The 12,101-nt window shown below is 60.7% G+C and carries 15 protein-coding genes; 6 read left to right on the top strand and 9 right to left on the bottom strand.

The genetic code is table 11. From position 1 onward, the window contains the following. Positions 1-93 precede the first annotated feature (93 nt). The 5 genes from ACJO3M_RS17835 to ACJO3M_RS17815 are packed head-to-tail and all read left to right on the top strand — an operon-like array spanning position 94 to position 5,514. A complete protein-coding gene (locus ACJO3M_RS17835; protein WP_407002734.1) occupies positions 94-693 on the top strand; it encodes a UPF0149 family protein in 600 nt (199 codons plus the stop codon). Positions 694-719: 26 nt separating this feature from the next. Continuing rightward, the gene (gene pepP / locus ACJO3M_RS17830) at positions 720-2,039 is read left to right on the top strand and encodes a Xaa-Pro aminopeptidase (RefSeq protein WP_407002733.1); all 1,320 of its coding nucleotides are present in this window, start codon (positions 720-722) and stop codon (positions 2,037-2,039) included. A 4-nt stretch (positions 2,040-2,043) separates the two neighbouring features. Continuing rightward, entirely contained in the window at positions 2,044-3,324 is a 1,281-nt protein-coding gene (gene ubiH, locus ACJO3M_RS17825; protein ID WP_407002732.1) for a 2-octaprenyl-6-methoxyphenyl hydroxylase, read from the top strand. After that, positions 3,317-4,552 (top strand): UbiH/UbiF/VisC/COQ6 family ubiquinone biosynthesis hydroxylase, encoded by a 1,236-nt coding sequence (locus ACJO3M_RS17820; RefSeq protein WP_407002731.1) that lies wholly within the window; start codon positions 3,317-3,319, stop codon positions 4,550-4,552. Before ubiH ends, ACJO3M_RS17820 begins: the two co-directional genes overlap by 8 nt. 47 nt (positions 4,553-4,599) lie before the next feature. Then, complete coding sequence (locus ACJO3M_RS17815; protein ID WP_407002730.1) at positions 4,600-5,514, top strand: DUF808 domain-containing protein; 915 nt, start codon at positions 4,600-4,602, stop codon at positions 5,512-5,514. Position 5,515: 1 nt separating this feature from the next. Here ACJO3M_RS17815 and ACJO3M_RS17810 read toward each other — a convergent pair whose 3' ends face one another. From ACJO3M_RS17810 to ubiE, 9 genes are all read right to left on the bottom strand, one after another. Next, positions 5,516-6,235, bottom strand: a complete 720-nt coding sequence (locus ACJO3M_RS17810; protein ID WP_407002729.1) for a 16S rRNA (uracil(1498)-N(3))-methyltransferase — start codon at positions 6,233-6,235, stop codon at positions 5,516-5,518. Next, positions 6,232-7,026, bottom strand: a complete 795-nt coding sequence (gene tatC, locus ACJO3M_RS17805) for a twin-arginine translocase subunit TatC (RefSeq protein WP_407002728.1) — start codon at positions 7,024-7,026, stop codon at positions 6,232-6,234. Before tatC ends, ACJO3M_RS17810 begins: the two co-directional genes overlap by 4 nt. After that, positions 7,023-7,487: a Sec-independent protein translocase protein TatB gene (gene tatB / locus ACJO3M_RS17800; RefSeq protein WP_407002727.1), complete on the bottom strand. Its 465-nt coding sequence runs from the start codon at positions 7,485-7,487 to the stop codon at positions 7,023-7,025. Before tatB ends, tatC begins: the two co-directional genes overlap by 4 nt. An 11-nt stretch (positions 7,488-7,498) precedes the next feature. After that, positions 7,499-7,744: a Sec-independent protein translocase subunit TatA gene (gene tatA, locus ACJO3M_RS17795; protein WP_407002726.1), complete on the bottom strand. Its 246-nt coding sequence runs from the start codon at positions 7,742-7,744 to the stop codon at positions 7,499-7,501. 91 nt (positions 7,745-7,835) lie between these two features. After that, on the bottom strand, positions 7,836-8,165 hold the full coding sequence (locus ACJO3M_RS17790) for a phosphoribosyl-ATP diphosphatase (protein ID WP_407002725.1): 330 nt from the start codon (positions 8,163-8,165) through the stop codon (positions 7,836-7,838). Continuing rightward, a complete protein-coding gene (hisI, locus tag ACJO3M_RS17785) occupies positions 8,158-8,595 on the bottom strand; it encodes a phosphoribosyl-AMP cyclohydrolase (RefSeq protein WP_407002724.1) in 438 nt (145 codons plus the stop codon). Before hisI ends, ACJO3M_RS17790 begins: the two co-directional genes overlap by 8 nt. Before the next feature lie 23 nt (positions 8,596-8,618). Next, a complete protein-coding gene (gene ubiB / locus ACJO3M_RS17780; RefSeq protein WP_407002723.1) occupies positions 8,619-10,262 on the bottom strand; it encodes a ubiquinone biosynthesis regulatory protein kinase UbiB in 1,644 nt (547 codons plus the stop codon). Further along, positions 10,259-10,900 carry a ubiquinone biosynthesis accessory factor UbiJ gene (locus ACJO3M_RS17775; protein ID WP_407002722.1) on the bottom strand — a complete coding sequence of 214 codons (642 nt, stop codon included), beginning with the start codon at positions 10,898-10,900 and terminating at the stop codon, positions 10,259-10,261. Before ACJO3M_RS17775 ends, ubiB begins: the two co-directional genes overlap by 4 nt. Next, positions 10,900-11,691: a bifunctional demethylmenaquinone methyltransferase/2-methoxy-6-polyprenyl-1,4-benzoquinol methylase UbiE gene (gene ubiE / locus ACJO3M_RS17770; RefSeq protein WP_406987672.1), complete on the bottom strand. Its 792-nt coding sequence runs from the start codon at positions 11,689-11,691 to the stop codon at positions 10,900-10,902. The genes ACJO3M_RS17775 and ubiE overlap by 1 nt, the downstream gene beginning before the upstream one ends. A 114-nt stretch (positions 11,692-11,805) precedes the next feature. Between ubiE and ACJO3M_RS17765 the strand changes: the two genes are divergently transcribed. Beyond that, complete coding sequence (locus ACJO3M_RS17765) at positions 11,806-12,084, top strand: polyhydroxyalkanoic acid system family protein (RefSeq protein WP_407002721.1); 279 nt, start codon at positions 11,806-11,808, stop codon at positions 12,082-12,084. The last annotated feature ends 17 nt before the right edge of the window (positions 12,085-12,101 follow it).

Raw genomic sequence — 12,101 nt, 5'->3', positions numbered from 1 at the left:
TCTGGCGGTCTGAATCAAGAGGGCGAGTGTCTTCCACGCGCCCGGATGCTAGGATAGACCCCTAAATCCAGTGATACAGGACCGTTCCGTTTCATGTCAGAAACCGACACCTCAGGTGCCGCCCGCGCCGCCGCGTTCGAGCGTTGGGCCAACATCTTTACCGCGCACAAAGCTTTCAGTCACCCTTCCGAACTTCATGGCGTCCTGTGTGGACGGCTGGCCGCCGGCGCCCGGATAGATGAATCAGAGTGGTTGGCCATGGTCTGCGAACACATGGGGCTGCCGGATACCGCTGCCGAAGAGTCTGCGGACCTGAAGGATTTCATGCAGGCCGCCTACGACCAGACCCTGGCCTTGCTGAAAGCGACGGACATGAGTTTTCATCCGCTAATGCCGGACGATGACTATGCCATTGATCAGCGTCTGGAAGCGCTGACCTCCTGGGTGCGCGGTTTCCTGGAGGGCATGGCGTTGTCCGCAGGTGAATCCCTGGGCCAGGCCCCGGACGAGATTCGCGAGCTGATTGAGGACATGGTGGCCATCAGTCAGGTGTCCGAGGAGGAAGACGCGGACGATGAGAGCGAACAGCAACTGATGGAAATTGTGGAATATGTGCGCCTGGGGGCGCTGGCGGTGTTCACCGAATTCAACCCGCCAGAAAAGCCGGCCACGGATACTCCGACACTGCACTGAGCAGGTACGTGCCTGCGGGAGAGGTTATGCCGTCAATGATACCCGTTAAAGAATTTGCCGATCGTCGTCGCAAACTGATGGAGCTGATGGCTCCTGACAGCATTGCAATTGTGCCGGCGGCTCCGGAATCTGTTCGCAACCGCGACGTGCTCCACCCGTTTCGTCAGGACAGTGACTTTCAGTACCTGTCCGGATTTGGCGAGCCGGAAGCGGTGCTGGTACTGATCCCCGGGCGCGAGCACGGGGAGTCGGTGTTGTTCTGCAAGGAGCGCAACCCCGAGAAAGAGCTGTGGGACGGTTTCCTGGCGGGCCCGGAAGGGGCGATTGAAAAGTTCGGGCTGGACGATGCCTTCCCGATTTCCGACATTGACGACATCCTGCCGGGCATGATCGAAGGTCGCAGCCGGGTCTACTACCCGCTGGGCAAGGATCACAATTTTGACGCGCGGGTCATGGACTGGGTCAAGGTGATCCGCAGCAAGGTGCGCGCCGGTGCCCATCCCCCGGGAGAGTTTGTCGCCCTGGAGCACTTGCTCCACGACTTGCGTCTGTACAAGAGCGCCAATGAAATCAAGGTGATGGCGAAAGCGGGCGAGATCAGCGCAAAGGCCCATTGCGGTGCCATGAAACGGGCCCGCAAGGGCGGTTACGAATACAACCTGGAGGCGGAACTGATTCATACCTTCATGGATCACGGTGCCCGTTCCACGGCGTATCCGTCCATCGTCGGCTCCGGTGCCAATGGTTGTATCCTGCACTACATCGAAAACGGCGCGCCGTTGAACGACGGCGACCTGGTGCTGATCGACGCAGGCTGTGAAGTGGATTGCTATGCCTCGGATATCACCCGCACCTTCCCGGTCAGCGGTCGCTTCAGCGCCGAGCAGAAGGCGGTGTATGAGGTGGTGCTGTCTGCGCAGTACGCGGCGATTGAAGCTGTGCGCCCCGGTAATCACTGGAACCACCCCCACGAAGCCGCCCTGCGGGTGTTGACCCAGGGGTTGATTGATCTTGGTATGTTGTCCGGCTCTGTTGACGACGCCATTGAACAGGAAGCCTACAAGCCCTTCTTCATGCACCGTACCGGCCACTGGCTGGGGCTGGATGTGCACGATGTCGGTGACTACAAGGTAGGCGACGCATGGCGTCAGTTGGAGCCGGGCATGACGCTGACGGTGGAGCCCGGTTTGTATATCGCGCCGGACAACACCGATGTTGATGAAAAGTGGCGGGGCATTGGCATCCGTATTGAAGACGATGTGGTGGTCACCAAAGAAGGCTGTCGCGTACTGACAGAGGCCGTGCCCAAGACCATCGCCGATATTGAAGCACTGATGGCGGATTGACCCGGTGACCAGGCCTGATACCGATCTGATCATTGCCGGCGGCGGCCTTGCCGGTGCAACCCTGGCGCTCGCGCTGGCGAAGGCCGTGCCTTCGTTGCGGGTGACTGTCGTGGAGGCCTTTCCGCTCTCTCCGGAGGCATTGCCGGACAGCTACCAGCCCAGTTACGACGCCCGCTCCACCGCGCTGGCCTGGGGTTCCCGGCTGATCTTTGAGGAGCTGGGGTTGTGGTCGCGGTTGTCGGAACATGCCACGCCCATTGAACACATTCATGTGTCTGATCGTGGGCGTTTTGGCGCCACCCGCCTGCATGCCGCCGAGCATGATCAGGCCGCACTGGGTTATGTGGCCGACAACCGCTGGATGGGCCTGTGCCTGATGCGGGAGCTGCTGGAAACCCATGTGCAATGGGAAGCGCCCGCCGAGGTGGTGGATATGATGCCGCTGCCGGAGGGCGTCAGGGTATCGGTAAAATCCGGCGAAGATACCCGTGAGCTGACCGCCCAGTGCCTGGTGGTGGCCGATGGCGGTCGCTCCGGCTTGCGGGAAACCCTCGGGTTCCAGGTCCGCACGCACGATTACGGCCAGAATGCCCTGATCGCCAACGTCTCCACTGCGGAAAGTCACCGTTATACCGCCTTCGAGCGTTTCACTGACGCCGGCCCCATGGCGCTGTTGCCCCACGGTTCACCGTCCCGTGCCGGCCACCAGTCGGCCCTGGTGTGGACTCTGACGGACGAGGCGCTTGAAGAGCTCCTGGCCCTGCCTGATGACGACAGGTGCCGGCAGCTACAGCAACGGTTTGGCTGGCGCTTGGGGCGGTTTACCCGAATGGGCGCCTGCAACCACTACCCCCTGAAACTGACCACCGTGGATGAGCCGGTACGCCCCGGCGTCGCTTTGGTGGGCAATGCCGCCCATGCCTTGCACCCGGTGGCCGGGCAGGGCTTCAACCTGGCCCTGCGCGGGCTGATGACGCTGGTGGAACAGTTCCGTCTGGCGGTGGCGCAGGGGACACCCATTGGTGATCTGGGTGTTCTCAAGCGCTATCAGACGCTTCACCATCAAGACTGGCAGCAAACGGTTCAGTTCTCGGATTCATTGATCCGACTTTTTGGCCAGTCCCCGCCGCCATTGGCGGCCGCCCGTGATGCCGGGCTGGTGGGGCTCGACCTGCTGCCGGGCGCCAAACGCTGGTTTGCCCGCAAGGCCATGGGCATCGGCGGCCGCCGCGCAGTGATTGATCATCCGGCCCGGACGAGCAGGGAGTCCGTAAAGCATGAGTGAACCACGGAAGTTTGACATATTGGTAGTCGGTGGCGGCATGGTGGGCTCCGCTCTGGCGCTGGGCCTGTCGCGCCAGGGCTGGCGGGTGGCGCTGGTGGAAAGCAGTGAGCGACAGGTCTTGCTGGAAGCCCCGGCCCCGGCGAAGGGTGTGGATGATTTTGAACCCCGGGTCAGCGCGATTTCCGTAGCCAGTCAACGCCTGCTTGCAGAACTGGGTGTCTGGGAAGCCATCGTGGCGGGTCGTCATTGCCCGTACCAGACCATGACCGTATGGGACGGTGATGGGACCGGTCGCATCCAGTTTGAAGCGGCAGAGCTGCAGGCCCGGTCTCTCGGTACCATCATTGAAAACCGCCACATAGTGCGGGGGCTGTTGGCGGCGTTGGCTGAGAGTGATGTCGAGCTGATTGATGGCGTGAAAGTCACTGGCTGGTGGCAGGATGAGGGCCGGCCAGAAGGTCTGCGTGGCATCGAACTTGAAGATGGCAGCGTCCTGGCGGCGGATCTGGTGGTAGCGGCTGACGGTGCCCAATCCCGGCTGCGCCAGTGGGTGGGATTACCCACCCGCGAGTGGGATTATGACCAGCTGGCCATCGTGTGCACCGTCAAAACCAGCCAGAGCCACCGGTTCACCGCCTGGCAGCGATTCTCGCCCACCGGGCCACTGGCGTTCCTGCCGTTGCTGACGGAAGGCGGGGATGAGCATTTCTGCTCAATTGTCTGGTCCCAGGATACCGAAGAAGCCCGCCGCCTGATGGCGCTGGACGATGACACCTTTGCCGGCGAGCTGGAACGGGCCATAGAGCGGGAGCTGGGCGCAGTCGAGGCCGTTTCCCGCCGCTTCGCGTTTCCATTGCGCCAGCGCCATGCCAAGGACTATATTGCCCCCGGGTTTGCCCTGGTGGGTGATGCGGCCCACACAATCCACCCTCTGGCCGGACAGGGGGCCAACCTGGGCTACGGCGATGTGCGGGCGTTGCTGGACGAGCTGGCTCGGGCAAGAAAGGCTGGCCTCAGTGCGGCTGATGACCTGGTGCTCGGCCGTTATCAGCGCCGCCGCAAGGGTGAAAACCTCACCATGATGGCCGCCATGGAAGGCTTCAAACAGCTCTTTGCCCGCGATGAACTGCCTGTGCGCTGGTTGCGCAATACCGGCATGCGCTGGCTGAACCAGCTCGGGCCGGTGAAGAACCGGATTGCGGCTGAAGCCATGGGGCTGGACGCCTGAAGGATCGTTAAACCTTACCCTTTTACAACTCGACATAGGAACGTGTCATGGCTGGAAGCAGTTTGCTTGTACTGATAGACGACATCGCCACCGTGCTGGATGACGTTGCCCTGATGACCAAAGCCGCCACCAAGAAAACCGCCGGCGTGCTGGGGGACGATCTTGCCCTCAATGCCCAGCAGGTCACCGGTGTAAAACCGGCCCGGGAACTGCCGGTGGTGTGGGCGGTCGCCAAGGGCTCGATGATCAACAAGGCCATCCTGGTGCCGGCAGCCCTGGCCATCAGCTTTTTCGTGCCCTGGCTGGTGACGCCCCTGCTTATGCTCGGCGGTGCCTTCCTCTGTTTCGAAGGCTTCGAGAAGCTGACTCACAAGTTCCTGCACAAGCAGGAAGACGACGAACACAAAGCCGACCTCCACGAAGCGCTGAAGAATCCTGATGTCGATATGAAATCGGTCGAGAAGGACAAGATCAAGGGCGCGATACGGACAGACTTTATCCTGTCAGCGGAAATTATTGCGATCACGCTGGGCACTGTGACCACCCAGACATTTGGCATGCAGTTTATGGTACTGACCGTTGTGGCGGTGATGATCACGGTGGGTGTGTATGGCCTGGTGGCGGGTATCGTGAAGCTGGATGATGGCGGCCTGTATCTCAGCCAGAGAGACAGTGCCATCGCGCAGTGGATGGGCAATGGCATTCTCTGGCTTGCGCCCTATATGATGAAAACCCTGTCCATTCTCGGCACCATCGCCATGTTTCTGGTGGGCGGCGGTATCCTCACCCATGGTCTGCCCCCGGTCTATGACGCGATTCATCACGTTGCCGAGGGCTTCAGCGGCGTTGCCGGCGCCTTGATCCCAACCCTGGCGAACGGCCTGTTCGGTGTCCTGGCGGGTGGATTGCTGGTGGCAATCATCACGCCGTTGCTGAAATGGTGGGAAGCGCGCTCCGCCTGACTTACCGGCAGGCGTCGAACAGGCGGCTGACCAGCACCGGTACCGCGGTTTCCACCCTCAGAATCCGCGGGCCAAGGTGGACGCTCTCGCACCCGGCCTCTTCCAGCTTGCCGACCTCGTAGGGGGTGAATCCCCCTTCCGGGCCGACACAGAGTGCGGTGGGGCGGTCCAGGTGCGTGGGGCAGGGTGATGAGGTGCCCGGGTGAGCCACCAGTGCCCGTTTGCCCCGTAGCAGTGCCGGTAACTCATCCTCCACAAATGGCTTGAACAGCTTGCGGATATGCACCGTTGGAAGCAGGGTGTCTCGTGCCTGTTCGAGGCCCAGGGCCATGTTCTCCCGCAGGTTGTCTTCGGACAGCCAGGGCGTTTGCCAGAAACTCTTTTCCACCTTGTAGCTGTTGATCAGCCAGATGTCTTTCACACCCAGGGTGGCGCAGGTTTGCAGCACACGGCGGAACATTTTCGGCCGGGGCATGGCGAGGACCAGCGTCAACGGCAGTGGCGATGGCGGCGGCTCTGACAGCTCCACCAGAATGTCTGCCTGCGCGTCGGTGAGGCTCAGCACCCGACCGGTACCGATGTCACCATTCACTCTGCCCACGGGAATCAGATCGCCCTCGGCAACCCTCAAAACCTCATGGAGGTGTGACAGCCGACGACCACACAGCACGGCGCGGTCTGCGGCAACAAAATCTTCTTCAAACAGCAGTGCCAGGTTCATTCGCCCGTCGCTTCACCGGTTTCTGTGTCGTCTGTTTTACGCACCGCAAGCTTGCTGAAGATGATGCCCATCTCGAACAGAAACCACATGGGCACCGCCAACAGAGTCTGGGAAATGATATCCGGAGGCGTCAGCAGCATGCCGATTACAAAGCAGGCGACCACAATGTAGGGCCGTTTGGCGGCCAGGTCCGCGGGGGTGGTGGCACCGGTCAGCACCAGCAGGATGGTCGCAATGGGAATTTCGAACGCCACGCCAAAGGCGAAGAACATTTTCAGCACAAAATTGAGGTAGCTGGTGATGTCCGGTAGCTCGACGATGCCTTCCGGGCCGATGGCGGTGAAGAAACCGAACACCAGGGGAAACACCACGAAGTAGGCGAAGGCTGCGCCCAGATAGAACAGGATCACGGAAGTGAACAGCAGGGGAAACGCCAGCCGCTTTTCATGGGCATACAAGCCGGGGGCAACAAAGCTCCAGATCTGGTAGAGGATCACCGGGATCGCGGCGAAGACTGCCAATACCAGCGCCAGTTTCAGCGGCGCGAAAAAGGGCGAGGTAATGTCGGTGGCGATCATGGTCTGGCCAACCGGCAGCAGTTCCCGCAGGGGCTGTGACATCAGCAGGTAAAGTTCATTGGCGAACGGATAGATCGCGGCGAAGCAGATCACCACCGCCAGCACCATTTTCAACAGGCGATTGCGCAGCTCCAGCAGATGCTCGATCAGGGGCATGTCGGGCTGGGCCGTTGATGAATCCGGGGTGTGGTTGCCGTCAGGCTTGTTGGTCATGAACGATTATCCGACGCGTTTTCCTGATCCGGATGGGGTTCTGGATGACGCTCGCTGGTGGTTTGCTCAGTAGCGGGTGTCGGTTCCGGGCTTTGCTGTGGGGCAGGCTCCGCAGGTGCCTTGGTTTCGGCTGTCCGGCGGGTTGCGGGTGCTGGCCTGGGCTTGGTTGCCCGATCCTCCGGCAGAATCATGTGTTCGTATTTTTTGGCCTCATCAAGGGCGCCACGAACACTCTTCTCGACGTCGTCGAGGCCAACATCCCCCGCTTTGCGTAGCTCCTCACGCAGTTCTTCAGCTTTTAATTGGCGATCCAGTTCCGAGGTGAACTGGTTAACCATGCGGCGGGCACCGCCAATCCAGCGGCCAGCTGCCCGCGCTGCCGTGGGCAGGCGTTCAGGGCCAAGGACCAGCAGTGCGATCACGCCACAGATCAATAGCTCGACAAAGCCGATATCAAACATTCAGCCCGGTCTCAGCCAGTGGTTTTGTCCCGGGGTTTTTCTTCCGGGCTGGTCTGGTGGGCTACCGGCTCTTCCTTGTTGTCCTTGTCTTCCAGGGAGTTCTGATCGGAGGGTTTGTTGTCCTCGTCGTTCATGGACTTTTTGAAGCCGCGGATAGCGCCGCCCAGATCGCTGCCAATGTTGCGGAGCTTTTTGGTTCCGAACAACAGGATAACGATGCCGAGTACAATAAGAAGTTGCCAGATACTGATACCCATCACGGGATCCTCACTCTAATGTTGCTGTTGCATGCCATTGTACGTTACCGGGACAGCATTGCGGAAACCCCCGGAAGGGGTACCCATGGCATCACTTGTCCCGGGATGCCTTTTCCTCGAGCCCGGACAAGTCGAAGCGGCGGGCCAGCTCATCCAGTACCTCTTTCGGGCCCAGGCCCAGGTTCGATAGCATGACCATGCTGTGAAACCACAGATCCGCCGTTTCGTAAACCACGTCCCGGGTGTCCCCGGACTGCTGCGCATCCTTGGCTGCCAACAGGGTCTCGGTGCATTCTTCGCCCACTTTCTCCAGAATCTTGTTCAGGCCCTTGGCGTGCAGACTGGCAACGTAGGACTTGTCAGGATCTGCTTCTTTTCGTGCTTCCAGCACCTGGGCAAGTCGTTCCAGTACGTCACTCACTCTGTTCGCTCCCTTTGATCGGTCCATAGATGGTATGCGGGTCTTTCACCACGGGGGCGGTGGTAACCCATGCGCCATCGTCAAATTTCCGGTAGAAGCAGCTGCGCCTTCCGGTATGGCAGGCGATACCGCCCTTTTGTTCCACTTTCAGCAGAATCACGTCCTCATCACAGTCCAGACGTATTTCATGCACCACTTGCTGGTGGCCCGAGGTTTCGCCCTTGCGCCAGAGCTTGCCCCGCGAGCGCGACCAGTAGACTGCCTGGCCCTCCTCGGTGGTTAGCCGCAGGGATTCCGGGTTCATCCAGGCCATCATCAGGATCTCGCCAGTGGTGGCGTCCTGTGCGATGGCGGGAACCAGCCCGTCTGCATTCCAGCGGATGGCGTCCAGCCAGTCAGGGTTGTCGACTTTAGGTGATGAATCTTGCATTTCTGTGAATCCTGAAAAAAATGTTACCGACCGCCCCGGGCGACCAGTCCGGCCGCCACTGCGAGCATGGCCCAGCCCCACGGGGGCAGTGATTGGGCGAGGGTGGGCAGTTCGTAGTGGGCGCTGACCCAGGCGCCGCCCACCAGGGCTGCGGCAATAAGGGTTCGTCGCCAGCGTTTCTCTGCCCGCTTCTGGTTTTCCCGGAGCAGCTCCAGTGTAGCGCGATTCTGCTCTTCCGTGGGGCCGGAGCTGCGCAGCTGTACGAGGGTATCGTGGATCAGCTGCGGCATTTCCGGGGACTGTTCAAGCCAGGCCGGAAGATGCGATTGCAGGGACTTGATCAGCCCGGACGGGCCAATCCGCTTGCGCATCCAGGTTTCGAGGAAGGGCTGGGCAGTGCTCCACAGGTCCAGGTCCGGGTACAGCTGGCGGCCAAGACCTTCCACGTTCAGCAGGGTTTTCTGCAGCAGGACCAGTTGCGGTTGCACTTCCATGTTGAAACGACGGGCGGTCTGGAACAGTCGCAGCAGGAAGTGGCCAAAGGAGATGTCCTTCAGCGGCTTCTCGAAAATCGGCTCGCAGACCGTGCGAATGGCCGCCTCGAATTCGTTGACCCGGGTATCTGGCGGTACCCAGCCGGACTGGATATGCAGTTGCGCCACCTGGCGATAATCACGGCGGAAGAAGGCGAGCAGGTTGCGGGCCAGGTAGCTCTGATCGTCCGGTGCCAGGGTGCCGACAATGCCAAAATCGATGGCGATGTATTTCGGGTCCGCCGGGTTGCTGACATCCACAAAGATATTGCCCGGATGCATGTCGGCGTGGAAAAAGCTGTCACGGAAGACCTGGGTGAAGAAGATTTCCACGCCTTTTTCCGCCAGCACTTTCATGTCCACGCCGGCTTCCCGCAGCGCCGCCACATCGGCAATGGGTATGCCGTGGATGCGCTCCATCACCAGCACGGTTTTGCGGGTGTAATCCCAGTCAATAAAGGGGATATAGATCAGCGATGAATTGTCGAAGTTGCGGCGCAACTGACTGGCGTTGGCGGCTTCCCGTTGCAGGTCCAGTTCATCGTGGATGGTGGAGTCATAGTCCGCCACCACCTCAACCGGATGCAGGCGTTTGCCCTCGGACCAGTATTTTTCCAGCAGGCCGGCCATCAGGTACATCAGGGCCAGATCCTGCTGAATTACCCGCTCAATGCCCGGCCGCAGTACCTTGACCACGACTTTCTGGCCATTGAGCAGGGTGGCGGCGTGCACCTGGGCGACGGACGCCGAGGCCATCGGGTCGGCGGAGAACTCGCTGAACAGCTCCGCAACCGGTGCGCCCAGGGACTTTTCGATGATCTCCCGCGCGGCGGTGCTGGGAAAGGGGGGGACGCGGTCCTGAAGATGCTTCAGTGACTCGGCCATGTCATCCGGCAGCAGGTCCCGGCGCGTGGACAGAATCTGGCCGAACTTCACGAACACCGGGCCCAGTTCTTCCATCGCCAGGCGCAGGCGGTCGCCACGGCTCAGTTTTGGTTGCGGAAACAGGTGCCAGGGGGCGAGCAGGAAAAACACCTTGAGCGGGCCGGGCAGCTCGGCCAGGGGCAGGAACGTGTCCAGCCGGTAACGGCAAAATACCCAGGCTATTCGGAACAGGCGTTGCAAGCGGGTCACGGTGTCTCCGGGGGCTCTTCGTGGGTGTGGCGTTCCAGCAGGCTGACACGGGCCTCCAGCCTGTCAGTCTGCAGGCTCAGCTGGTCGATGTCTTCAAACGTGGCTTCGAGCTCGCGGCGCCCGGGCAGTGTCCGGCTCTCTTCGTGCACGTACTCTTCGATATTGGCGTTGAGGGCGCCAAAGGCCTGACGGCTCCACTTCACGGCACCGCGAATGCGCTGGCCGATAAAGTGGGCTGGCACATCGCCAATATGGCGGGCCAGGGCGGCTTCCCAGTCCGGTTCCAGCTGGTTCAGTGCGCGCTGAAACTGGTGGGCCAGGGCGGTGTCGCCGCTGACCTGAATGCGGCCGTGGCGGAACACCTGGTCGTCCCCGGTGGCCAGCGCCGCGAATGCCATGGGCTTGCCGGCCAGCTGTAAAGCCGGATCTTCCGCTGGCTGGCTGCTGACCTGCACACGATCACCGGTCTGATATAGGGTAAACGTCAGCGGCACGGGGGCCGTCAGGGTGAATTCCACCGGCCCTGTCAACGCGCTCATCAACGCCTTGCGACCGGCCGGGTCGAGTTCCAGGGCGCGGTTCAACGCGCCCTCGACGACGGCGGTCACCGCGGAAAGCAGGGTAGGGCCGGGAAACATCAGGGCTTGATTCCCACGTGCAGGGCAACAATGCCGCCGGTCATGTTGTAGTACTTGCAGTTCACCAGTCCGGCCTGCTCCATCATGCCCTTGAGGGTGTCCTGGTCCGGATGCATGCGGATGGACTCCGCCAGGTACTTATAGCTTTCGCTGTCGCCGGCAATCAGCTGGCCCATGAGTGGCAGGGCGTTGAAGGAATACATGTCGTACGCCTTGTTCAGCAGCGGGTTGGTGGGCTTGGAGAATTCCAGCACCATCAGTTTGCCGCCGGGCTTGAGTACCCGTGCCATGTCCCGCAGGGCCTGGTCCTTGTCGGTCACGTTACGCAGGCCAAAGGCGATAGACACTGCATTGAAAGTGTTATCCGGGAACGGCAGGTGTTCGGCATCGGCCTGGGCAAATTCAATGTTGCCGGCGTAACCCCGATCCATCAGACGACCGCGCCCCACCTGCAGCATGGAGGCATTGATGTCGGCGAGTACGACTTTGCCAGTGGGGCCCACCAGGTCGGAAAACTTCATGGTCAGATCACCGGTGCCACCGGCGATGTCGAGCACCTGGTGCCCCGGGCGAACGCCGCTGAGCTCGATGGTGAAGCGTTTCCACAGTCGATGGATGCCCATGGACATGAGGTCGTTCATCAGGTCGTACTTGCCGGCGACGTTATGGAAAACTTCGGCGACCTGACCGGCCTTCTGGCTTTTCGGCACATTGCGGAAGCCAAAGTGAGTGACATCATCCTGCGGGGTGCCGACCGGCTTCTCGTTGGCTGGCGTTTGTTGCTCGCTCATGGGGGGTGTCCTGTCAGAATCTGAACCCCGTATTCTAACGGTTAGGGGGGTGGCTACAAGTTTATTACCCCCTTAAACTATAAAACCTCCCATTTTTAAAGAGAATCCCGATTCATGTCTGTTATCGATGTTCATCGCGCTCATTCCCTGGACAAGGCGCACGCTCGTGAGGCGGCGGAAACCCTGGCCCAGGATCTGTCCCGGCAGTTTGATGTGAACTACCAGTGGGAAGGGGATGTGATGCGGTTTAAACGCAGTGGTGTGAAAGGCCAATTGAGCATCGACCACAATGACCTGCACATTCACCTGGAACTGGGCATGCTGCTGAGGCCCTTCAAGTCACGGATCGAGCAGGAAATTCACTCTCAACTGGATCAGATTCTCAAGGCCTGATCCAGCGGCCGTCTCCC

This window comes from Marinobacter alkalisoli (genome assembly GCF_045449795.1).
In the GTDB taxonomy this organism is placed as follows: domain Bacteria; phylum Pseudomonadota; class Gammaproteobacteria; order Pseudomonadales; family Oleiphilaceae; genus Marinobacter.
Note: the sequence above shows the minus strand (reverse complement) of the source record. Positions and strands in the feature narration are given on the sequence as shown.